General features: G+C 46.9%; 19 protein-coding genes and 1 tRNA gene. 14 read left to right on the forward strand and 6 right to left on the reverse strand.

Annotated features, from left to right (window positions below; genetic code table 11):
* The first annotated feature begins 80 nt into the window (after positions 1 to 80).
* From ACSTTO_RS02485 to ACSTTO_RS02510, 6 genes are all read left to right on the forward strand, one after another.
* The gene (locus tag ACSTTO_RS02485) at positions 81 to 713 is read left to right on the forward strand and encodes a TetR/AcrR family transcriptional regulator (protein ID WP_439271560.1); all 633 of its coding nucleotides are present in this window, start codon (positions 81 to 83) and stop codon (positions 711 to 713) included.
* Between the two features lie 111 nt (positions 714 to 824).
* Positions 825 to 1,427: an IMPACT family protein gene (locus ACSTTO_RS02490; protein ID WP_439271561.1), complete on the forward strand. Its 603-nt coding sequence runs from the start codon at positions 825 to 827 to the stop codon at positions 1,425 to 1,427.
* Positions 1,428 to 2,138: 711 nt separating this feature from the next.
* The gene (gene repA, locus ACSTTO_RS02495) at positions 2,139 to 3,374 is read left to right on the forward strand and encodes a plasmid partitioning protein RepA (RefSeq protein WP_439271634.1); all 1,236 of its coding nucleotides are present in this window, start codon (positions 2,139 to 2,141) and stop codon (positions 3,372 to 3,374) included.
* Positions 3,371 to 4,465 carry a plasmid partitioning protein RepB gene (repB, locus tag ACSTTO_RS02500; RefSeq protein WP_439271562.1) on the forward strand — a complete coding sequence of 365 codons (1,095 nt, stop codon included), beginning with the start codon at positions 3,371 to 3,373 and terminating at the stop codon, positions 4,463 to 4,465. Before repA ends, repB begins: the two co-directional genes overlap by 4 nt.
* 365 nt (positions 4,466 to 4,830) lie before the next feature.
* Positions 4,831 to 6,039: a plasmid replication protein RepC gene (gene repC, locus ACSTTO_RS02505; protein WP_439271563.1), complete on the forward strand. Its 1,209-nt coding sequence runs from the start codon at positions 4,831 to 4,833 to the stop codon at positions 6,037 to 6,039.
* Positions 6,040 to 6,199: 160 nt separating this feature from the next.
* Complete coding sequence (locus ACSTTO_RS02510; RefSeq protein ID WP_439271564.1) at positions 6,200 to 6,880, forward strand: SURF1 family protein; 681 nt, start codon at positions 6,200 to 6,202, stop codon at positions 6,878 to 6,880.
* A 68-nt stretch (positions 6,881 to 6,948) separates the two neighbouring features.
* On the opposite strand, the gene ACSTTO_RS02515 is transcribed toward ACSTTO_RS02510, so the two are convergent.
* The 5 genes from ACSTTO_RS02515 to ACSTTO_RS02535 form a co-directional block, all read right to left on the reverse strand.
* Complete coding sequence (locus ACSTTO_RS02515) at positions 6,949 to 7,647, reverse strand: outer membrane protein (protein ID WP_439271565.1); 699 nt, start codon at positions 7,645 to 7,647, stop codon at positions 6,949 to 6,951.
* Between the two features lie 301 nt (positions 7,648 to 7,948).
* Positions 7,949 to 9,919, reverse strand: a complete 1,971-nt coding sequence (locus ACSTTO_RS02520) for a MacB family efflux pump subunit (protein WP_439271566.1) — start codon at positions 9,917 to 9,919, stop codon at positions 7,949 to 7,951.
* Between the two features lie 4 nt (positions 9,920 to 9,923).
* Positions 9,924 to 11,153, reverse strand: a complete 1,230-nt coding sequence (locus tag ACSTTO_RS02525; RefSeq protein WP_439271567.1) for an efflux RND transporter periplasmic adaptor subunit — start codon at positions 11,151 to 11,153, stop codon at positions 9,924 to 9,926.
* A 69-nt stretch (positions 11,154 to 11,222) separates the two neighbouring features.
* Entirely contained in the window at positions 11,223 to 12,686 is a 1,464-nt protein-coding gene (locus ACSTTO_RS02530; RefSeq protein ID WP_439271568.1) for an efflux transporter outer membrane subunit, read from the reverse strand.
* A gap of 306 nt (positions 12,687 to 12,992) precedes the next feature.
* Positions 12,993 to 13,670, reverse strand: a complete 678-nt coding sequence (locus tag ACSTTO_RS02535) for a GntR family transcriptional regulator (protein ID WP_439271569.1) — start codon at positions 13,668 to 13,670, stop codon at positions 12,993 to 12,995.
* Positions 13,671 to 14,004: 334 nt separating this feature from the next.
* Here ACSTTO_RS02535 and ACSTTO_RS02540 point away from each other — a divergent pair, with 334 nt between their 5' ends.
* The 5 genes from ACSTTO_RS02540 to ACSTTO_RS02560 all read left to right on the forward strand — a co-directional run bounded on the left by ACSTTO_RS02540 (position 14,005) and on the right by ACSTTO_RS02560 (position 19,262).
* The gene (locus ACSTTO_RS02540; RefSeq protein ID WP_439271570.1) at positions 14,005 to 15,375 is read left to right on the forward strand and encodes an aspartate aminotransferase family protein; all 1,371 of its coding nucleotides are present in this window, start codon (positions 14,005 to 14,007) and stop codon (positions 15,373 to 15,375) included.
* Positions 15,376 to 15,725: 350 nt separating this feature from the next.
* Positions 15,726 to 16,532 carry an ABC transporter permease gene (locus ACSTTO_RS02545; RefSeq protein WP_439271635.1) on the forward strand — a complete coding sequence of 269 codons (807 nt, stop codon included), beginning with the start codon at positions 15,726 to 15,728 and terminating at the stop codon, positions 16,530 to 16,532.
* Positions 16,529 to 17,278 (forward strand): ABC transporter ATP-binding protein, encoded by a 750-nt coding sequence (locus ACSTTO_RS02550; RefSeq protein WP_439271571.1) that lies wholly within the window; start codon positions 16,529 to 16,531, stop codon positions 17,276 to 17,278. The genes ACSTTO_RS02545 and ACSTTO_RS02550 overlap by 4 nt, the downstream gene beginning before the upstream one ends.
* Positions 17,279 to 17,286: 8 nt before the next feature.
* Positions 17,287 to 18,306, forward strand: a complete 1,020-nt coding sequence (locus tag ACSTTO_RS02555; protein WP_439271572.1) for an ABC transporter substrate-binding protein — start codon at positions 17,287 to 17,289, stop codon at positions 18,304 to 18,306.
* A gap of 260 nt (positions 18,307 to 18,566) precedes the next feature.
* Complete coding sequence (locus tag ACSTTO_RS02560) at positions 18,567 to 19,262, forward strand: outer membrane protein (protein ID WP_439271573.1); 696 nt, start codon at positions 18,567 to 18,569, stop codon at positions 19,260 to 19,262.
* Positions 19,263 to 19,860: 598 nt separating this feature from the next.
* Here the strand turns inward: ACSTTO_RS02560 and ACSTTO_RS02565 are convergent.
* A tRNA-Thr gene (locus ACSTTO_RS02565) sits at positions 19,861 to 19,935 on the reverse strand.
* Positions 19,936 to 20,085: 150 nt separating this feature from the next.
* Between ACSTTO_RS02565 and ACSTTO_RS02570 the strand changes: the two genes are divergently transcribed.
* The 3 genes from ACSTTO_RS02570 to ACSTTO_RS02580 all read left to right on the forward strand — a co-directional run bounded on the left by ACSTTO_RS02570 (position 20,086) and on the right by ACSTTO_RS02580 (position 22,480).
* Complete coding sequence (locus ACSTTO_RS02570) at positions 20,086 to 20,271, forward strand: hypothetical protein (RefSeq protein WP_439271574.1); 186 nt, start codon at positions 20,086 to 20,088, stop codon at positions 20,269 to 20,271.
* Between the two features lie 214 nt (positions 20,272 to 20,485).
* Positions 20,486 to 21,775, forward strand: coding sequence for a UDP-N-acetylglucosamine 1-carboxyvinyltransferase (gene murA / locus ACSTTO_RS02575; RefSeq protein ID WP_439271575.1), 1,290 nt, complete (start codon positions 20,486 to 20,488; stop codon positions 21,773 to 21,775).
* Between the two features lie 258 nt (positions 21,776 to 22,033).
* Positions 22,034 to 22,480: a DUF2948 family protein gene (locus ACSTTO_RS02580; RefSeq protein ID WP_439271576.1), complete on the forward strand. Its 447-nt coding sequence runs from the start codon at positions 22,034 to 22,036 to the stop codon at positions 22,478 to 22,480.
* Positions 22,481 to 22,485: the final 5 nt, after the last annotated feature.

The following is a 22,485-nucleotide window of genomic DNA, read 5'->3' on the forward strand; positions in this document are numbered from 1 at the left end:
ATCAGATATCAGCTATCTTTATGCATAAAGGCATGAATTAATATACTGAAATATAAAGATAAACTTAGAAATGAGGGCATATGTCAGAGGCAGAAAAAGCAACAGATAATGGCTGGCGGGGCTCAAAAGAACTGTGGCTTGATGCTGCCTATCAGGTTCTTCTTGAGAGCGGAGTGGATAATGTCCGTATTCTGACACTGGCTAAAAGACTCAAATTATCACGTACCAGCTTCTACTGGTTTTTTAAAGATCGCGATGCCTTGCTTGAGGATCTGCTCCGCCTGTGGCAGGAAAAAAACACAGCCTCATTATTGCGTCAAGCACAGGCCTATGCACACACTCTGGCTGAGGCGACATTGAATCTTTTTGACTGCTGGCTTGATCCGGCAATATTTGACAGTCAATTTGAACATGCTGTGCGCAGTTGGGGTATACAATCGCAAAAGGTTTCTCAGGCTGTGAACGAGGCAGATCAACTCCGTCTCAATGCCATAAAAGCTATGTTTATCCGTTTTGGCTGCGCACCGCTTGAGGCAGATGTGCGCTCCCGCGCGCTTTATCTCACCCAGATCGGCTATATCAGCATGAACACCACAGAAGATCTGGCAACACGTATGCGCAGGGTTCCTGCCTATGCCGGCATATTTTCCGGTGTTTATCCTCATGCGACAGAATTGGCGCGCTTTCACCGCCGGCACGATTTTGACGGATAAATGCGTTTATTTTGCGCTGCGTCAAATTTCTGATATCACGCGCCAGACAATATCAATGCCCACCACGCCCTGATTTATAGATCGGGTTATTTTTACCGGATGCTAGAATAAATGTTTACCCTTGAGAAGACTGAGGTTTTTGAACAAGAGATTAAACGCAGCCGTTTTCTGGCTGTTGCAGCACCGGTTGCCAATGAGGATGAAGCAAAAGCCTTTCTCAGCCGGCACAGCCATCAGGATGCCACACATAATTGCTGGGCATGGCGTCTCGGGCAAAATTATCGTTTTAATGATGACGGTGAACCAAGCGGCACTGCGGGCAAACCCATTTTGCAGGCAATTGACGGGCTTGAGCTTGATCATGTTGTGGTTATGGTGACACGTTGGTTTGGCGGCACCCTGCTTGGCAGCGGCGGATTGATCCGCGCCTATGGCGGCACTGCCGCATTATGTCTTCGCGCTGCAAATCTTATTGAGCTGATACCAACAGAAATAAGTTTCATACGTGCACATTTTTCTGATCTTGCGCTGATCAAATCACGCCTTGCCGCTATTGCCCATCTCAATATCCTGTCTGAGAATTTTCATAATACCGGCGCTGATATGAAACTGGAAATTCCTGTCAGCGAAAAAGACAATATCCTGCGTCTGCTTACAGATCTCACTCATGGACGCATTCAGATTGCCGATAGCGCCGATGAGCTCAGCTTTTAAAAATGAATAGCAAGCTGAAATTATAAATCTGTTGGCATCCATCACTATAACCAACAGATCACGACAACGCCCCCGAACAAACTCTTATAAGCAGCGCGGCTTCAGGTTCAGATCCTGACAACTTCCTGTTGTTGACAGCTGTCAACAATGCGGCTTCACCATGCCAGCCAACGCTCCGCAGCGCTACCTTTCCCTTTCAAAACGCAATCCTTAACACAGAGCTGGATGAGCCATAAAGACAGCCTGTTTTTTGAAAAACATCACAATAAGAAGCAGACAACTCTGTTATTCATTTTGCACAAAATATGAATGTCAAAACCAAATAAAAACATTGGTGTGCGCAAACAAATTTCACAAAATGCGAATAGCGTTTTAAACTAAAATATTTGCATCCGAGCAGAAGTATACTGAACATTGGCGGTTGCAGAATGGTTAATTTTGATTAACCATAAATCATTTGACATTTATTACGGAATTTCTCACCATAGTAACGATTATTATTCAATATTCGCCATTTTTCCGTTACTGATTTTGCTCTCTGTTAACAACGTTATCCAGTGTCAATTTTGACGCTGACGTTAACAGATTCGTAATTTCCTACGAATCGTAGCATTGTAATCCGTAACTGGCGCATAGTTGCGATCGGTCTATAAGGGTTTTAAAGACGTGACAACAAATTGGGCAGAAATCGTTGCTGATGCGCAGCAACATCTGGCAGCTACACATCAGGCAGAAGTGCCGCTTGCTGCCGACCGCGCAATTGCAGCTGATGCAGAGCTTCTCTCTGCACAGTTGCAGGCGATGCGCGAGCGGCTCTTTGCCCCCGCCTCCAATAAAACCTTACGCAAATTCAGCAGCAGTGAAGCTGCAAAACTAATTGGTGTATCCGATAGCTATCTGCGACAACTCTCCATTGCCGGTGAAGGCCCGCAACCGGAAACCGGCAGCGGCGGCCGCAGGCTTTACTCGTTGGGAGATATTAATGCATTGCGCCATTTACTTAATGAGCAGAGCACCAATAAAAATCGCAATTACCTGCCCTGGCGCGATGAAGAGCGCGGAGAGCATCTGCAAATTATTGCGGTGACCAATTTCAAGGGCGGCTCAGGCAAAACCACCACTACAGCCCATCTTGCGCAACATCTTGCCCTTTCAGGTTTACGGGTTCTGGCGGTTGATCTGGATCCGCAAGCTTCTATGTCCGCCTTGTTCGGCTATCAGCCCGAACTTGATTTGAGCGGCAATGATACGCTTTACGGGGCCATTCGCTATGATGAGGCACAGCGGCCTTTAAGTGATATTATTCGCAAAACCTATTTTGACGGACTTGATCTGGTTCCCGGCAATCTGGAATTGCAGGAATTTGAACATACGACTCCGCGTGTTCTTGCTGAGCGCCGCGGGCCTGCAGCTGATATGTTTTTCACACGCGTGCAGGCAGCCTTGCAATCTGTGGCCGATCATTATGATGTTGTTGTGCTTGACTGCCCGCCGCAGCTTGGCTTCCTCACCCTTTCCGCACTATGTGCCGCAACATCAGTTATTGTGACTGTCCATCCGCAAATGCTTGATGTGGCATCTATGAGCCAGTTTTTATTCATGACATCAGATTTGCTTTCTGTTGTGCGGGAAGCGGGCGGCACACTCAATTTTGACTTCCTGCGCTATCTTATAACCCGTTATGAACCAAATGACGGCCCGCAGGCGCAGATTGCAGGTTTTTTACGTGCCCAATTTGGCGATCGTGTTTTAACTGCACCCATGCTCAAATCAACCGCGGTTTCTGACGCCGGTCTTACCAAGCAAACACTTTATGAGGTTGGCCGTGAGAATTTCAGCCGCACCACATATGATCGCGCAATGGAATCGTTGACAGCTGTCAACAGTGAAATTGAATCCCTGATCTATACAGCCTGGAACCGTCAGGTGAGGGGAGGTAAAACATGAATAATTCAAGCCGTAAAAACCAGTTGAAAGCTCTTTTCGGGGCATCAATTCAGCCGGCTGCAGAGCAGAATACGCCCGTTACTGCTCCCTTGCCAGCACAGCATCCACAACAGGATGCACAAAACAAACAAGAGCCATCACCCGGTCAGGCTTTGCGCAATGCAGCAAGCCGCTCCGGGGCTGTTAAGGCTATGGGGCTTTCTCTTGCCGATATGTCGCGGGAGATACAAACAGCCAAGCAATTATCTGAAAGTCTTGCAAAGGCTGATCAGGTTGTAGAACTGGATGCATCCCTGATTGACGGCTCTTTTGTTGAAGATCGCCTCACAAGACAGGAGACGGACGATCCGGATTTTCTCAATCTTGTGCAAAGCCTTCATCAGCATGGCCAGCAAGTGCCTATTCTGGTGCGCCCGCATCCGGAGAAAACAGGTCGCTTTCAGGCCGCCTATGGTCATCGCCGTATGCGTGCGGCAGCGCGTCTCGGCCTTCCCGTCAAAGCTCTGATCAAACCTCTTACAGATGCCGAACTGGTTCTTGCACAGGGCAAGGAAAACAGCGAACGTCGCGATCTGTCTTTTATTGAACGCGCATTATTTGCACAGGCTCTAATCGAGCGTGGTTTTGACCGCTCAACCGTACAAAATGCCTTATCGCTGCATAAAGCGGAAATGACCCGTTTTCTGCAAGTTGCTGCCGCTATACCGGAGGAAATTATTCGCGCCATCGGTCCTGCGCCCAAAGTCGGACGGCCGCGCTGGCTGCAACTGGCAGAACAATTAAAAGACAAATCCGCACTCAAGCAAGCGCAGCGTCTGATCAATGAGCCGGAATTTAAAGATGCAGAAACAGATTTGCGTTTTCAGCAACTTTTGCAAAAGCTCACAAGAATCAACAAGACTGAACCGCAACGGCCTGCAGAGCAAAATCTGCACAGCCATAATGGGGAAAGTCTGGGCTTGCTTCGTGTGCAACAAGGCAGGGCGCAATTTGAGCTGCAACACCACGATGCTGAGGATTTTGCACAATTTATCGCCGATAAATTTCCGTCACTTTATGACGAATTCCGGCAAAAAAAAGAAAAAGGATAAGAATCTATCCCCGTCCTTTTCTTTTCATTTAGTCTGCGTAACAGAGCGTTGGAATATAAATAATTAAAAGGGAAAGGAGCACGCAACATCACTATTTGTCACGTCACAATAAGATCTGACGCTTGGCAGCAGTCTTAACAACAAGAACACAGATGAGGATAACACCAAACAGGCTTGTATCATAAATGATCAAACGGCCTTAAAAATTAAAGATTGAAAAAACGGCAAGAAAAAAGGCCCCCTGAACGTTACCGAACCGGAAGCCCTCTTCAATGTAGCAATTAGAGAGAATCACTTTCGGAACCAAAAGTCAAGAGTCGGTGCTGTTCCGGCAGTGTTTTTGCTTGCCTCAAATGAGGTAAAACATGACTGAGCATTTTGCTACGTCCCCCTTTTGCGGGCGAATGATGAATGCTGCGCATTTTTTAAGCTATGAAGAACTTCGTCAAAAACAGCTAAAATTGCGCGATTTACAAAACAACAATCAATCTGCAGCGGTAAAAACCATTGACCGCTGGAAGTTATTACGTGCCCTCACGGAAGCGCGCGAAGCCTATCAATTATCCCATCGTACCATTGTTGTTTTGGAGGCTCTGCTAAGCTTTTGCGGTGATAAACAGCTTGATGGACAACCATTAATTGTCTTTCCTTCCAATTACGAATTATCCATGCGCCTGCGTGGTATGTCCGCGCCAACCATTCGCCGCCATATTGCCTGCCTTGTTACCCTTGGCTTTATTCTGCGCCGTGATAGCCCTAACGGCAAACGCTTTGCACGCCGCAATAGCAATGGTGAAATTGCCATGGCATTTGGCTTTGATCTTGCTCCCCTTGCTTTCAAGGCCGCAGAGATTGAAAAAAACGCGCAAAAAGCACAAGAAGAGAACCGGTTGCGTCAGCAATTGCGCTATAGCATCACCATTCACTTAAGAGATATTGCCCAAATGATTGATGCTGCGATCAAGGACGATAAACAAGGCGAATGGACACATCTTTTAAAACGCTTGCAAGAGCTCTCCGGCCGTGTTCAGCGCAATGGCACGATCGAAGATCTAAGCCAGCGCAACAAAGCTTTATGTGCATTACGCGAAAATGTAGAAAATCTTTATTTTTCAAACAATTCTGTACTAAAAATGAGCGCCAGTGTATCTCAGAATGAGCACCACATTCAGAATTCAGAATTAGAATCTATAATTGAAAATAAAGAAGCAAAAGAGCCAATCAAAACAGCGCAGAATAACAAGAACTGTTTTCTGCAATCTCAGCTTGATGAAGTTTTACAAATATGTCCGCAAATAATCCAATATGCCCGGCATGGAATTAGAAACTGGGCTGATTTTATCAAAACAGCAAATCATATAAGCAACATGCTCGGTGTTTCAGCATCGGCGTGGCAAAAAGCCTGTGACATAATGGGAGAAATAAATGCAGCAATCACTATGGCCGCAATATTAGAACGCTCAGATTCAATTCGCTGCGCCGGAGGATATCTCCGCAAGCTGACAGAACGCGCCAATTATGGCCAATATTCAGTCAGTCCTGTTCTTAAAACACTTGCAAATACGAGACATTAGCTAAATATAAAAATCAATAAAGGAATAATTTTCTGCCTTTAAAGAGACAGTTTTAAAATATAAATAACCGTTCCAAATTATCGGCTGAGCTAAAAACATGATTGATAGTCAAAGCGTTAAATCAAAAAATATAAGAATACGTGTCACATGCATTCTCATCATGGCATTGTTTTTAACCGGCGGGTTAGTAAAGCTTGGTATTTGGCAAATTCATCGCCTTGCCTGGAAACAGGATTTAATCGCCCGTGTGGAGCAAAATATACATGCGCAGGCAATTTCAGCGCCTGATATTGCACAATGGCAAAAAGCTGATCAAAAAGCCATGGAATACAGGCATATCACCGTGGCTGGACATTATCTTAATAATAAAGAAATCGCGGTTGGCGCTTTAACAGAGAAAGGTTCAGGTTATTGGATTATAACACCTTTGCAGCGCGATAACGGTGAAATAATTTTCATTAATCGCGGATTTGTCAGCACAGCGCAAAAAGACCCGGCACAGCGCAAAAGCGGGCAGATTGAAGGCGAAACCCGTGTAACCGGTTTGCTCAGACTGACAGAACCAAAAGGGTTTTTCCTGCGCCAGAATGAGCCGGAAAAAAATATCTGGTATGCGCGGGATATTGAAGCTTTTGCAAAACAAATGAATATTCACAATACGCCACTTTATTTTATTGATGCGGATAAAGCTGAAAACAGAAAAGACCGGCCGGAAGGCGGGCTGACAGTCGTTAAATTTGCCAATAATCATCTTTCCTATGCCATAACATGGTTTTTACTGGCGGTAATGGTGCTGGTTATGGCGGTGTTTCTCATTCGTTATGAATTAAAAGACAGATGAATTGCAAAATAAAAAACTCCGGAACATATATCATATATTCCGGAGAGATTATTTGAATTTACAGGAGTTTAAAATTTATAGGCAATACCAAGTCTTACATCATTTGTTGTCAGCTTGTTTCTGGAATCATTGTAGAAAGCCTGATCGAAGCTCTTTTTGCCATAATCCGTATAGCGATATTCTGCACGCAAAATAAGATTATTCGTCATCGCATAATCAACACCGGCGCCGATTGTAAAGCCAACACGACCATCGGTATCATCTGCAGTAACAACAGGATTACTATTAATAATTGTTGCTGTATCTTTTATTCTTGCGAAAGCAACACCACCCGCAATATAAGGTAAAATACGATCATAATTAATACCAAAGCGGGCACGAACTGCCCCTTCAAGTTCAATGCGTGATGTATATTCAAGCTGCGCATTTGCCGCTGTTAATATTGCTGAGTCACTCAGGCTGGAATAATTAATATCACCTTCAATACCAAACAGGTAGGAATTGGAGAATTCCCAGTTATAGCCGGCATAGATACCGCCCATAAATCCTCTTGGTTTTAATCCGATTGTATCGTCAAAACTATCAACAGTCAGTTTTGCTTTGGCCCAGGTATAGCCAACCTGACCGCCAATATAAAATCCGTCCCAAATGGCTGCTTCATCATAGACCGGTGGAGATGGCGGGTGGTAAATAACATCGGCGGCTTGTGCCAAACCTGCGTTTGAGATAATAAATACTGAAGCTAATAATAGAAATTTATTTTTCACAAAAGCTCTCCTTTTAAATAACTTTTATGAATATATTCTATTTCTGCATTGTTTGATGTAGTAAAATTACAACATGAATATGCGTTTTACATATATTTATGTTTGATGGTGATTTTTTTAAATTAAATATTGTTTGTATTTTCAATTATTATATCGATAATTTTGTTTTTATTCTCTGTAAATATAAGTATTTATTTTATTCGTAAAGCTGTTGAAATCTGTTTTTCATCAATAAAATCTGAGCCTGTGTTCTTTTTACCAGTCATAGAGCCCTGAAGAGCTGCAGACTGTACTTTTCGCATCAATCACGTGTCAGTGCGGCCACGGGATCAAGCTTTGAAGCATTGCGGGCAGGCAGAAAGCCAAAGCCAATGCCGATCAGGCTGGAGCAGATAAAGGCGGCAACAATCGAGAAGGGCGAGTAAATCAGTTGAAACGGTGTGTTAAACTGCTGAAATAACACGCCAAAACCAATTGCAAGAGAAATACCTAAAAATCCGCCGGTCAGGCAAACAAGCACAGCTTCGATCAAAAATTGCTGTAAAATATCGCTGCGTCTTGCTCCTACCGCCATACGCACACCAATTTCATTAATACGTTCAGAAACAGAAACCAGCATAATATTCATAACGCCAATACCACCAACAAGAAGTGATATTAACGCAATCGCTGAGACGAGCAGAGCCAGCGCCTGTGTTGTATTGGTAATGGTCTTGCGAATATCATCGGTGTTGAGAATGGTAAAATCCTGTTCGCCATGGCGCTGAATCAAAAAAGCAGTCACCGCTTTTTCCGCCAGATCCGGCGCTGTGTCATCTTTGATGCGCAGGGTGAGACTGCGCAGAACACGCGATCCGGTCATACGTGTTTGCACAGTCGTATAAGGCAGATAAACCGACAAAGTATCATTTGATCCAAATCCGCCTTGCTCAGGCTGCATAATGCCGATAATTCTCACAGGCATATTTTTCAGAAGAATAATCTGCCCGATCGGACTGCCGGAAAAATCTGCAAACAGGGTTTTGCGGGTATTCTCATCAATAACTGCATCAAGCGCCATATCATTAACGCTTTGGGCATCAAAGAAACGTCCCTTGGCCAGTTTGCTGCCACGGGTGACAAAATATTGATCGCTGACACCAATGACCTGTGCATTGGCCTCCAGCCTGCCAAAACGGGCTGTGGAGAGCGTGGAAACAGTTGGCGTGGCGGCCATAACATAAGGCTGTTTGGCAAGCGCATCGGCATCATCAATCGTCAGGGTGGTAATGCGTCCTGATGTGCGGTCACCAAAACCGCGCCCGGGAAAAATTTCCAGCGTATTGGTGCCAAGGCTGCTGATCTGGTCAAGAACCTGTTTTTGTGAGCCCTTGCCAAGGGCTACCACACATACAACGGAAGCTATGCCGATAATAATTCCGAGCATGGTGAGAAATGTGCGCAGACGATGCGCGTTCATAGAGCGCAATGCCATCAGAAACGCTTCATTAAACCGGTCCGTCACGGTACTGATAACGGAACGGTGTGTTGCCTTGCCATCGGCAGCAGCGATTGGGGCAGGCATTATTGTTTGCTGTTTAGCGGCGGTATCTTTGCTGTCTGCAATAATTTCACCGTCGCTGATCTCAATAATACGCTGTGCGCGGGCAGCTACATTACGATCATGCGTAACAATGATGATGGTTTTACCCTCATGATGCAGCTCTTCGAGAATTTTCAAAACTTCTTCACCGCTATGGCTGTCCAATGCGCCGGTCGGCTCATCGGCAAGGATCACATCGGCATTATTGATCAGAGCGCGGGCAATCGAGACGCGCTGCTGCTGTCCGCCGGAAAGTTGCCCCGGCCGGTGATGGGTACGTTCACCCATACCAAGCCGCTTAAGAAGTTCTATGGCTTTTTCTTGCCTGATATCACGGTTCTGGCCTGCATAGATTGCCGGAATCTCAACATTGCCGACGGCAGACAGCTCATTAAGAAGATGATAACGCTGAAAAATAAAGCCGAAATGCTCACGCCGTAATTGCGCCAGTTCATCCGCATCAAGTTTGGACGTTTCACGGCCGGATATATAATATTTACCTTCAGATGGCTGATCAAGACAGCCAAGTATATTCATCAGGGTTGATTTTCCCGAGCCGGAAGCCCCGACAATGGCCACAAATTCCCCGCGATTGATCGTCAGGTTAATATTTTTAAGTACCGTGGTAAGGCCATCACCTGCCGGATAGTGACGATAAATATGCTCAAGCGTGATCAGTGGTTTATTCATCGGCTCAGAACCTTATGGAACGGCCGCGCTTGCTGCGCGGAACAGTAAGCCCCTCAATATTGTTACTGGTGACAATTTTTTCCCCCTCATCCAGCCCCGAGCGGATTTCCACCATAACCTTGTCATTAAGACCGGTTTCTACTTGTCTTTCAGTAATTTCACCGTCTTTTTCCAGCACGTGCACAGTTGCTTTGCCATCGCTATCTGTATCCTGAAGGGCAGAGGAGGGGATCAGCAGCACATTGCTGGCCTGGCCGAGAATAATATGCACCTCTGCCGTCATATAGGTTTTTAAAACACCGTCCGGATTGGCAATGTTGAAAATGCCCTTGTAATATATTGCAGAAGATGTGTTGCTGCTGCTTACAGCATTATTGTTGCCAAAGCTTTTGTCATTAACAATAGATTGCGGAGCAGGTTCAAGGATCTGCAGCGTTGCATTATAGCGTTTGTTGTTTTGCCCCGGAATGGTAAAGTAAAGCTTTTGCCCAACCCGTACATTAATAATATCGGCTTCAGAAATATCTGCCTCAACCGACATTGTATCAAGCTGGCCGATAATTGCGATGGTGGGGGCAGATTGCACGGCATTCACCGTCTGGCCTTCCTGCACCACAGTGGCAAGAACAGTGCCGTCAATCGGTGCGCGGATCTGCGTATAGCCAAGATTGGCTTCTGCTGTCTCCACGGCAATTCTTGACTGCACAATCAGCGCATCGCTCAGGGCAATTTGCGCCTCAGCCGATTTAACAGCACTGACCGCCTTGTCATAATCGGCGCGGGATATGGCATTTTTAGTGATCATTTGCTGCTGGCGTTTCAGATCCTGCTTGGCAAGCTCCAGCTTTGCCAGCCTGTCCTCACGTTCGGCTTTGTTGCGCACTTCCTCGGCCTTTGCCTTGCGCAATTCGTTATTTTGTGTGGTGGCATCAATCTGTGCGATTAAATCGCCTTTTTTAACAATCTGCCCTGCGGTAACATTAAGTGACAGGATTCGGCCTGAAGCCTGCGCACCAACAGCCACAAGCCGCGCGGGTTTGAGAATGCCGGTGGCAAGAACCGTGGTCTCAATATCACCCCTGCTTACATTATAGGTCATGACCTGCGGTGTATCGGCTTTTAAATAACTGCTTGCAAAATAATAAAGAATGGCGGCCAGACCTGCTGCGAGGAGCAGCCAGAGGCCCCATTTTTTGCCAAATTTTTTGCGCTTTGTTTCAAGTTGACCGATCATCGGAACCTCTTTGAGTCCTTCAGGGCAGAATTTACCCGAACACCGCTGCAGAAACGGGCTTAAGGATGCTTATGATGCTGTGTTATGGCGTGCCACTATATGGGGCCCTGTATAGCCATCCTGTATCTCAGGCTTGTCTGAATTGATTGTGCCGTTCCAGCCGCCGCCCAATGCTTTTTGCAGATTTATATAATCCTGCAGCATGCTGACACGTAGCTGGATAAGATTGCCCTCTGCGGAATAGAGCGATCTCTCTGCGGTCAGATAATCAAGAAAACTGGTATTGCCGCCCTGATATAGCGTGCGGGAAAGCTCGGTTGCGCGCCTGAAAGATTGCACCGCCTTGCCGGTTTTGGCATATTGAATGCGACGCTGATTAAGCGCAACACTGGCATTTTCCACCTCTTCAAGAGCGGTCAGGATAGCTTTGCGATAATTGATAAAAGCCTGATCGCGGCTGGCTCTGGCGCCGTCCACTGCAGCATTGAGTTGCCCGCCTTTGAAAAAAGGCACCGTCAGGCTCGGACCTATGCCCCAACTGATTGTGGAGCTTTTACCCAGATCGCCAATATGTGTGCCGGTTGTGCTGATATTGCCGGTAAGGCTGATGCTTGGATAAAGTGCGGCCTCGCGCTGGCCGATATTGGCGGTGGCTTGCGCATAGCGGCGCTCTGCAACCCGTAAATCAGGGCGGTTAAGCAACAGATTGGCAGGTATACCGGTGTTTACAGTCGCCGGAACTGCAGGAATGGCGCGCGGTTTATCCAGCAGATTGGTGAGGGCTGCTGGCACCTGACCGGTGAGAACTGATAACCGGTGCAGGCTTTTGGCATAATTGGCCTTAAGTTCTGGTATCTGGGCTTCTGTGGTGCTGGCCTGGCCTTCAGCATTGGCAAGATCCAGTTCAGATACCGTGCCGGAATTGAAACGGTCACGGGTAAGAGCTGCAGTTTTGCGCTGTGAGGCAGCTGTGCGTGCGGCAAGGGCAATACGTGCCTGCAAGCCACGCAATTCAGCATAATTGCTGGCTATATCACCAATTTGCGCCAGCAAAACGGCATGCATATTTTCCTGTTCTGCATCCAGCCCGTAGCGGGCAGCTTCAACCGTGCGGTAATTGGCGCCAAAAAGATCAATTTCCCAACTGGTATTAAGCCCCAGATTAAGGGCTGTATTTTCACCACTGCTGCTATTTTTACTGCGTTTTACCCCGGCAGCCCCGTCAAGAGAAGGGTAGAGGGAACCACCAGCCTGCAAATATGCAGCTCGCGCTTCACGGATTTTGGCCTTTGCCAGTGCAACATCATTATTGGACTGCACTGCCTGACTGATCAGATTATCCAGTACAGGATCATTCAGCCTTTTCCACCAATGTGCCAGTTGTGCAGGCTTTGCGGGGGGGGATTTCTGGCTGCTCCATTTGGCGGGTAATAAGGTTGTCGGCGCTTTATAATCGGGCCCGACCGCGACACAGGCTGCCAGAGCCGGCAATGTCAAAGCCAGTGTTGTAAAGCGCAGAAACGGAACGGTCATAAAATGGCAATATCCCTTAAAATATAATTTTAATCGCAACAGTGCGGCAGCTTTGCAGTCTTGTCACAGCTTACAGGGTAAAAAAAGTACGAAAAGACGGATTTTGATAAAGCTTAACAAATTGTAATTATTAAATTGACATTTGTGTGCAAAAACACACCGTTTCTATGCATTTTCCTAACAAAAGGCAGATAAATTACAGGGGCATTTATTGGCAGGCTATCTGGCAGGTGTGATCAGATTTTTGTATTTTATCAGAAACTGGCTGCAAACCTGCTCTATAAAACGGTAAAATGTGCCTAAAACTCAGCTTTCGGTATGAAACAGTTTGATCCGGCTGATAATCAGATCACTGGCGGTAAGAATATCATGGGCAACAGCGTCTTCAGCCTTGGCGGGGTCACGCGCTTCAATAGCCTGCACAATCTTATAATGATCTTCAATCATGGCACGACCTCCATGCTGATAGGCATCGGCAATCAATGGCCCCATCTGCAACCACAGCCGGTTAATGATGGAGTTGAGCACCGGCATTTCAGCAATCTCCACCAAAGCGGAATGGAAAATATGGTTCATGGCCAGCGCATCGCTCCAATGACGGTTTTTCATGGCCTTGTCATTATCTTCAACCAGCTTCCATAATCGTGTAATGTCTTTTTTACGCGCCTGTTGTGCAGCCTGTCTGGCGGCAAGCCCTTCCAACCGCACCCGAATGGAGCGGATCTCTTCATAGCGTTTTTGATCCAGCACGGGCACACGGATATCACGTGGTGTTTTCTGAATCAGTGCCTCATCCTGTATCAGGCGCAGCAATGCATCACGCACCGGTGTGACACTTGTGCCCAGAGAGGCGGCGAGCTCCCGGATTGTCAGCCTTGTATTTGGTGCAAACCGGCCGCGCATCAGCGCTTGCGACAATTGGCGATAGACAATCTCGCCAAGATTATGATGCTCCAGCGTTTGAAGTTCTGAAATGCCATTCATACAACTTATTCCCCACAGTGAGTGCGTCTGTATAAAGTCGCCTTGTAGCCAGACAAGACCGCCGGTTCTGTGCGCGATTATGCTGATTACCATATTTGCTGCAACCGGAAAAAGAACCCCTCGGATATGCTTGACAAACTATTATATAAAAAACATGATGCATCAAATGGGAGGCGACGTTTTATTGTGAATCATCGCTTCAGCGGAGAGTTTTCAAACAGTTTCAAGCCCAAAACAGAACCGGTTTTGTCCGAGAAACTGTATCAAAACGTCAAAAGGGCGGTTACCGGTTCAGGGATAGATGACCGTTCTGAAAGCAATTGGGTAGGGAACTATGGATAAGCAGCCGAATTCACCTGAAGCGCGCGATATACAATATCACCTTCATTCTTACACGAATGCGCGCAGGCATCAGGAAATCGGGCCGATGATCCTTGAAAAAGGTGATGGTATTTATGTCGAGGATAATAACGGTAAACGCTATATAGAAGGGCTTGCCGGTTTGTGGAGCGTGGGGGTGGGCTTTTCGGAACAGCGCCTTGTGGATGCTGCCATGCAGCAAATGCGCAAATTGCCTTATTACCACAATTTCGGGCACAAATCGCATGGCCCTGTTATTGATCTTGCTGAAAAGCTGGTCACTATGGCGCCGGTGCCGATGAGCAAGGCGTTTTTTACCAATTCCGGTTCTGAGGCTAATGATACGGCAATCAAGATGCTGTGGTATCGTTCCAATGCACTTGGTCAGCCGCAGCGTAAAAAAATTATCAGCCGCAAGCGTGGCTATCACGGCGTAACCATTGCCGCGGCAAGCCTGACAGGCCTGCCTGCCAATCAGCTGTCTTTTGATCTGCCGATTGCCAATATTCTGCACACATCCTGCCCGCATTACTGGCGTGAGGCATTGCCGGGTGAGACTGAAGAGCAGTTTACAGATCGTATGGCGGCGGATCTGGAGGCCATGATTCTTGCTGAAGGGCCTGAAACCATTGCCGCCTTTATCGGTGAGCCGATCATGGGGGCTGGCGGTGTGGTTGTGCCGCCGGAAAGCTACTGGGGTAAAATTCAGGCTGTTCTGAAGAAATATGATATTTTGCTGATTGCTGATGAGGTGATTTGCGGATTCGGCCGCACCGGCAATATGTTTGGTACGGAAACTTTCAAAATGCAGCCGGATATCATGGTTCTCTCCAAGCAATTGTCTTCATCCTATCTGCCGATTTCGGCACTTTTGGTGAATGACAAGGTGTTTGAGCCGCTGGCAGATGAAAGTAACCGTATTGGCACATTCGGCCATGGCTATACCGGCGGTGCACATCCTGTGGCTGCAGCGGTTGCCAATGAAAATATCAAAATTATTGAAGAGCGTAATCTGGTTGCCAATGCCCGTGAGGTTGGCGCCTATATGCAAAAACGTCTGCGCGAATTTGCCGATCATCCATTAGTCGGCGAAGTGCGCGGCAAAGGCCTGATCGCCGCGGTGGAACTGGTTGCTGACAAGCAAACCAAGGAACCATTGGAAAAGGCCGGTAATCTTGGCTTGATGACCAATAATGCGCTGCTCAAAAATGGCGTGATCAGCCGTAATATGCTGGATACGCTGGCATTTTGCCCGCCATTGATTATCAATGAAAAACAGGTTGATGAGATGGTTGGCGCTTTTGGCAAGGCACTGGATGAAGTGGCTGCGGAAGTGAAAAAATAAGCTTCTTTCATCGTCTGAATAAGAGCGGCGCGGGTGCATGGTCATCCGCGCTGTTTTATTTTTCTGGCCAAAATATTTTATCCTCTTTTAAAATACTGCAATATGTGATTAACCTTACATATCCACAGGGGGGCTCCGTAGTGCCGGGGCTGAGATGCCGGTAGCAAACCGGCGGACTCTAAAGCTGATCTGGGTAATTCTAGCGGAGCGAGGCGGAGCATGTTTTCTGGCGCAATTTTTTCCCTCTATTCTGAAATTTTATTGCAGCTGATTTTATAGCTGACCTGCAAACTTAAACGACAAACTCTTTTCCTTTTTGTTTGCGGAAATTTATCATGTCTGCTTATCAAATGGCTGACACAGATTGCTCATCATCTGTGCGCAAGTCTTTTTCTTATTTACCCGTGATATTGCCGGCAATCATCTCGGTTGGCTCATTGTTTTTGCTGTGGGAGGCCTATGTAGCCTTATCCGGCATCGCGCCTTCTGTCTTACCGGCGCCAAGCCGGATTATTCAGCAAATGATCCGGCATCGTGTGGCTTTATGGGAGAATACCTTGCCAACGATCCGCGCAACGCTTGCCGGTTTTTGCTGCTCATTGCTAACGGCGTGTTTATTATCGGTATTGATTGACCGTTATTCCTGGCTGCGACAAGCCTTGTTTCCGGTTTTTATCATAAGCCAGACATTGCCCTTGATTGCCATTGCGCCGTTGATTGTGCTGTGGTTTGGCTTTGGTTTGCTGCCTAAGATTCTGCTTGTATCTCTGGTTACATTTTTTCCGATGCTGGTGGCGCTTGTGCAGGGCTATGCAGCAACAGATAAAGAAATTGAACATTTGCTGGCCTCTATGGGAGCAGGGCGCTGGACAATTTTCCGGCTGGCGCGTGTGCCGTCTGCATTGCCGTATTTTTTTGCGGGGCTGCGCATTTCAATCACCTATGCGGTTGTTGGGGCAATTTTTGCTGAATATGCCGGTGCTTTCAAAGGTTTGGGGATTTATATTCTCAATGCCAAGAATAATTTCCGGCCGGATCTGGTGCTGGCGGCCGTCTTTATCAGCTCCATACTGACCTTGATCCTGTTTGGCTTGACTGTGTTGTTGCAATATTGGCTCGCACCCTGGCTGAAAACCGGCCGGGAGGTGAAACAATGATCCGCCTTCAATTGCAATCTGTGGCTAAATCCTTTGGTTCGCTGCAAGTTTTGCGGGATATTTCCTTGCATGTGGAGCAGGGGGAGTTTGTTTCTGTAGTCGGACCGTCGGGGGCTGGAAAAACCACCATTTTCAATCTTTTAACCGGTGCTGAAAACATGTCTGCCGGTGAAATTCTGTTTGATGGGGCGGCTTTGGCGCAGGCGGGAGATGTTTTTGCCTTTATGCCACAGCGTGATGCATTAATGCCGTGGCGACGGATGATTGATAATGCCACGCTGGGGCTGGAAGTGCAGGGTATGAGCCGCAAAAAAGCGCGGAAACTTGCAGAACCGTTATTTGAAGAGTTCGGCCTTGCCGGTTTTGAACAAGCCTATCCCGCACAATTATCGGGCGGTATGCGCCAGCGCGCGGCATTGCTGCGTACAGTGATCCAGCAGCGCAAAATGTTGCTTCTGGATGAACCATTTGGCGCGCTTGATGCGCTGACCCGTGCTTCTGTGCAGCAATGGCTGGAAAAGATGTGGCAAGGCCATTGCTGGACGGCAATGCTGATTACCCATGATGTGCGCGAGGCGGTTTATTTGTCTGACCGGGTCTATGTGCTCTCAGCACGTCCGGCCAGGGTTGTGCATGAGGTTAAAATTGATCTGCCAAGGCCAAGGCGCCTGCATATGCAAGGCAATGGATTGGCAAGGGCTGCAGCCCTTGAGGCTGAAATTTTAAGCAAGTTATTGAGTTTATGAGGGAAATTATGATTAGTTTTAAAAATTGCAATATAGTTTCGTTGTTTGCGGCAATGGCTGCCTTGTTGTCATCTTTTTATCAGGCTGGCGCACAGGAGCGGGAAAAGGTGACCGTTGCACTGGACTGGACGGTTAATACCAATCATATCGGCATGTTTATTGCGCGCGATCTGGGTTTTTATAAAGACGCAGGGCTTGAGGTTAATATTCTGCCTTATTCTGATACTACGGCGGGGGTTCTGGTTGCCAATGAAGTGGCGGATTTTGGCATTGTCAGCACGATCGGATTGTTTACCAAGCGGGCGGCAGGGGATGATCTTGTTGCAACCTATGCGGTTGTGCAGCATGAAACCGGACGGCTGGTTTTTATGGATAATCGTGAGGATATCCGTTCACCCAAAGATCTGGATGGCAAGACCTATGCCGGTTTTGGCACGGATTGGGAGCGCCGGCTGATAGAAACCCTGATCCGTCATGATGGGGGGAGGGGCGAGTTTGAAATTGTGACACTTGGCACATCTGCCTATGAGGCGCTTGCCAATGGTGCGGTTGATTTCACATTGGAGATTGTGACCTGGGAAGGTGTGAAAAATCAGCTCGATGGCATTAAGCAAAGAGCCTTCCGCTACTCAGATTATGGCGTGCCGGAGCAATATACGACCCTGCTGGTATCCTCAGGCCAATATTTGAAAAATCATCCTGATACAGCCAGAGCTTTTTTGCAGGCAACACAGCGCGGCTATGCCTATGCGGTTAATCATCCGGATGAAGCTGCGGATATTCTCATCCGCGGCAATCAGGATGTGCTCACTGATGAGGCATTGATTCGTGCCTCCCTTAAAGCTTTGAACGAAGGGCATTTTTTACGCAGCGCCAATGGTACGATTGGCATGATGAATGCAGATATCATGAATAGGGCAGGTGCTTTCCTGTTTCAATCGGGCATCCTGCGAGACAGGGAAGGTGGGCTTTTGCAGCAACAACCTGATTTTTCTGATTATTTTACAAATAGTTTTTTGATAAAGTAATAACTATAATAATAAATATGAAAGCCGGCATTATCTGCCGGCTTTTTATTTTATATATAAAAATCATGTATTTGTTATAAATTTTATTATTATAGTTTTTTAAATAACCCCCTTAAATACGGGAATAGACCTCTCAAAAACCTATTGCTAATTTGCAATAAGATTTTGGGAGGGGGCATTAATTTTGAATTTTTGTTCCGATAACTGGTGCGAAATTCATTCCGTCCCGACATCAGGTTTCAAAACTTATGAGGGATATTATGAAGCGCATTCTTTTGGCTTCTGCCGTTGTTTTTGCAGCATCTTCTGCTTTTGCCGCTGATGCTGTGGTTTATCAGGATCCGGCTCCTGTTGTTGCTGACACGTTTTCATGGACCGGCGGCTATATTGGTGTGAATGCCGGTTATGCCGGCGGCCGTTTTAAAGCGACTGCTCATGATTATGAAGATCCGTCGGAGAGTCTGACAATAAAAAATAATGCCAGCGGTTTTATCGGCGGTGTACAGGCGGGTTATAACTGGCAGTTTGATCGAACTGTTATTGGTATTGAAACGGATATTCAGGCTTCCGGGCTGAAATCTGAAATTTCATTAAGCGATCCTGATGGTGAAATTTTTACACTTGGTACTAAAATCAACTGGTTTGGTACCACCCGGGCACGTCTTGGCTATGCGGCAACAGATCGTTTTCTGGTTTATGCAACCGGTGGTATCGCTTATGGTAAAGTCAAATCCTATGCCAATGCATTTGATGAAGGCGTATCCTATTCAAAAAATAAAACCGGTTATACTGTAGGCGCCGGTGCAGAATATGCAATTACGGATAATGTAACGTTTAAAACGGAATATCTTTATACAGATCTCGGCAAGCTGAAAATTGATCTTGGTGATGATCTTCGTGTTGATGTTAAGTCACAATTTCATACGGTACGCGCCGGTTTGAACTATAAGTTCTGATCAGTCTCCGGCAGTCTCCTGATATAAAAAGCGGCTGCCGGAAAGCATTTGAGAAACAAGCCTGTAAAGATTATCTGTATAGAAGATCAAGCGGGGGCGCTTGTTTATTTTCTGCCGGCACTTGCACGTGCCGGCAGAAAATCCGGCTCAATCTGATTTTAATCAGTTTATAGGTTCCGGTAAGTTTTATAAAAATATTTTTATCTTACGCATTAAATGATCAGAGAGTTTTATTTTATCTGCGGCGCCTTCGTGCATGCGTACGTGCGCGTTTGCGGTAAAATATCTCACGAGCCCACAGGTGCATTAGCTCAATGTAACTCATTTCCCGTTGTCTTTTGATGGTGTGTCAAACGTTACATTCCATGCCAGTTCATTTCTGGTTGGTGTGTGAACTATGCGGGCTAATGATTTCGTGTTTTCATTTATAAGCAGAAAATGGTGGCGGCAGGTGGTGATGCTGTGATACGACCTAGAATATTTATGGAATATTCTTGCACTGATTCACATATTTATTCTCGTTTTGTTCCTATTGTTAGTCAAAACAAAAATCATCGAAAAGATGTGCTTCATATCTGGCTGATTATATTGAGAAAACTGGTGCTGCGAGCGAGGATTGAACTCGCGACCTCTCCATTACCAATGGAGTGCTCTACCACTGAGCTACCGCAGCATTCTTATCTGTTGCGGCGGACTTCTGGCATAAGATTCGATAAACCGCAAGCCATCAAATGCAATTCTTTTGCTTAAAATTCAAAAACAGGCAAAACCTGTGTATATCTACGCTTTTCCAAAGCGGTTTGCTGGTGTAAAAGAGCGCATTATGAGTGAAAAGTCAGAAACTTCATCCCGAAAAGCAGAAGCAGATCAGCGTGCTAAGCGCCGTTCTGAACAATTGCGGGCGAATCTCATGCGCCGGAAGGCACAGATTCGTTCAAGACGTGTCGGTGCGGAAGATGACCGTGGCGAGGGCTTGCCCGCCGCTGGCACATCCGTGCGGCGTGATTGAGTAAAGACATATTTTTGATTAAATCAGGCTATTGTATCTTTTTGCAATTGTTTTGTAACAAAGGGATATAGCGCAAAGCTTGTATGTGCAAAGCTGTCTGCCAATAAATGAAACAGTGTGGCAGGAGCCGGATAAGGGTTTCTGCCAGGGGGCTATTCTGAACATTATATGCTCGATATTTTGTTTCAGGATATTGCCGTGAAAGTGAAGAATTATGGATCGTATTAAAATCACCGGCGGCAATAAACTGAACGGTAGTATTCCTATCTCCGGCGCGAAAAATGCGGCGCTGCCCTTGATGATTGCATCATTATTGACTGAGGAGACCCTGACGCTGGAGAATATGCCGCATCTTGCTGATGTGGAATTACTGACACGGATTCTTGGCAATCATGGTGCCGATTATTCGGTGAATGGCCGGCGTGAACATCAAAACGGGTCTTATGAACGCACGGTTCATTTTACAACGCGCAAAATTGCCGACACAACAGCACCCTATGAACTGGTTGCAAAAATGCGCGCCAGTTTCTGGGTGATCGGGCCGCTTCTGGCACGTGCCGGCGAGGCGATTGTTTCGCTGCCCGGCGGTTGTTCTATTGGCACGCGGCCGGTGGATCTGATGCTTGACAGCCTGACGGCGCTTGGCGCGAAAATTGAAATCGAAAACGGCTATGCCCGTGCCACAACCGCAACCGGCCTGACCGGCGCGGAATTTACCTTTCCGAAAGTTTCTGTCGGCGCCACCCATGTGGCATTGATGGCAGCATGCCTTGCCAGAGGCGATACTATTTTGCGTAATGCTGCCTGTGAGCCGGAAATTGTCAATCTTGCAGATTGCCTGAATGCAATGGGGGCAAAGATTGAAGGCGCGGGAACACCGGTTATTCATATTCAGGGGGTTACCAGCCTTGGCGGTGCGAAGGTACGTGTGATTCCGGATCGTATTGAAACAGGCACCTATGCCATGGCTGTGGCGATGACCGGCGGTGATGTGATTTTGCAGAATACCCGCTCGGATCTCTTGCAATCGGCACTGGATATTGTGCGCAGAACCGGCACTGAAATTACTGATGTGGAAAATGGAATTCGTGTGGTTCGCAACGGCCATGCCATTGAGCCTGTTGATGTTACTACGGATCCGTTTCCTGGTTTTCCAACGGATTTGCAGGCGCAGTTCATGGGGCTTATGACCAAGGCTAAAGGAACATCGCGTATTACAGAAACAATTTTTGAAAATCGTTTTATGCATGTGCAGGAATTAGCCCGTCTCGGGGCAAAGATTTCTTTGTCCGGCCAAACTGCCACGGTTGAAGGGGTGGAAAAGCTGAAAGGAGCACCGGTTATGGCAACAGATCTGCGTGCATCGGCCACTCTGGTAATTGCCGGCCTTGCCGCAGAAGGCGAGACCATGGTCAATCGTGTATATCATCTTGACCGCGGTTTTGAGCGTCTGGAAGAAAAGCTCTCCAATTGCGGAGCAGAAATCTCCCGTATCAGCGGCTGATATTGGATTAATCCGGTTGAAGTAAAAAGCCCTGATCTGTACCCCGATTTGTATCATGCAGGTCGGGGTTGTTTTCTGCCTGAGGCGTGTTGTCAAGCTTACAAAGCCGGCTCTTATTATTGTTTATAAGACCTGCGGGGCTGGAGCTTGTGCTGAAAAACTTTTTCGCACTTTTGGCTTTGAAATGCTTTATGAAACAGTCTGGTGCTTTTAATATTTAAGTGTTTATATCAAAAACACAGATAGTTCAGGAGGCCTGTGCGGATGCTGAAGCTTGCGGCAATGGATGAAGATGATTTGCAGGTCATTTCTGCCCATATGCAGGATGCGGTGCTTAAAGTCAGTGATCTTGATTACCGTCCGGCGGAGAAGCGTTTTATACTGGCCTGTAATCGTTTTGTCTGGGATCAGCAACCGGATCGCAGCCGCGGAAGAGAACATTATGAGCGCCGGCGCAGTGTTTTGCATTTTGATCATGTGCATAATGTCCGGTTATTAAATATTGACCGCAACCGGCAAGATGATGTTCTGTCATTGTTAGCAATTAATTTTGAAACCGGGGATGCGCCGTCAGGAACAGTTGAGCTGATTTTTGCGGCAGGAAAATCTGTGCGCCTTGCGGTTGAGGTGATTGAAATGCGGCTTGCTGATTTGGGGCCGGTATGGGAAACCAGCCATAAACCGGATCATAAGGTGAGCGGTTAAACAGC

It is taken from the genome of Pseudochrobactrum albidum, assembly GCF_051851455.1.
Taxonomy (GTDB): Bacteria; Pseudomonadota; Alphaproteobacteria; order Rhizobiales; family Rhizobiaceae; genus Pseudochrobactrum.

Excerpts from the sequence above, each read along its gene's own strand:
- ACSTTO_RS02530 (WP_439271568.1), bottom strand. The coding sequence starts at position 12,686 with ATGACCGTTCCGTTTCTGCGCTTTACAACACTGGCTTTGACATTGCCG.
- ACSTTO_RS02485 (WP_439271560.1), top strand. The coding sequence starts at position 81 with ATGTCAGAGGCAGAAAAAGCAACAGATAATGGCTGGCGGGGCTCAAAA.
- ACSTTO_RS02520 (WP_439271566.1), bottom strand. The coding sequence starts at position 9,919 with ATGAATAAACCACTGATCACGCTTGAGCATATTTATCGTCACTATCCG.
- ACSTTO_RS02545 (WP_439271635.1), top strand. The coding sequence starts at position 15,726 with ATGGCTGACACAGATTGCTCATCATCTGTGCGCAAGTCTTTTTCTTAT.
- ACSTTO_RS02535 (WP_439271569.1), bottom strand. The coding sequence starts at position 13,670 with ATGAATGGCATTTCAGAACTTCAAACGCTGGAGCATCATAATCTTGGC.
- ACSTTO_RS02490 (WP_439271561.1), top strand. The coding sequence starts at position 825 with ATGTTTACCCTTGAGAAGACTGAGGTTTTTGAACAAGAGATTAAACGC.
- ACSTTO_RS02570 (WP_439271574.1), top strand. The coding sequence starts at position 20,086 with ATGAGTGAAAAGTCAGAAACTTCATCCCGAAAAGCAGAAGCAGATCAG.
- ACSTTO_RS02560 (WP_439271573.1), top strand. The coding sequence starts at position 18,567 with ATGAAGCGCATTCTTTTGGCTTCTGCCGTTGTTTTTGCAGCATCTTCT.
- repC (WP_439271563.1), top strand. The coding sequence starts at position 4,831 with ATGACTGAGCATTTTGCTACGTCCCCCTTTTGCGGGCGAATGATGAAT.
- ACSTTO_RS02550 (WP_439271571.1), top strand. The coding sequence starts at position 16,529 with ATGATCCGCCTTCAATTGCAATCTGTGGCTAAATCCTTTGGTTCGCTG.
- ACSTTO_RS02540 (WP_439271570.1), top strand. The coding sequence starts at position 14,005 with ATGGATAAGCAGCCGAATTCACCTGAAGCGCGCGATATACAATATCAC.
- murA (WP_439271575.1), top strand. The coding sequence starts at position 20,486 with ATGGATCGTATTAAAATCACCGGCGGCAATAAACTGAACGGTAGTATT.
- ACSTTO_RS02555 (WP_439271572.1), top strand. The coding sequence starts at position 17,287 with ATGATTAGTTTTAAAAATTGCAATATAGTTTCGTTGTTTGCGGCAATG.
- ACSTTO_RS02510 (WP_439271564.1), top strand. The coding sequence starts at position 6,200 with ATGGCATTGTTTTTAACCGGCGGGTTAGTAAAGCTTGGTATTTGGCAA.
- repB (WP_439271562.1), top strand. The coding sequence starts at position 3,371 with ATGAATAATTCAAGCCGTAAAAACCAGTTGAAAGCTCTTTTCGGGGCA.
- ACSTTO_RS02525 (WP_439271567.1), bottom strand. The coding sequence starts at position 11,153 with ATGATCGGTCAACTTGAAACAAAGCGCAAAAAATTTGGCAAAAAATGG.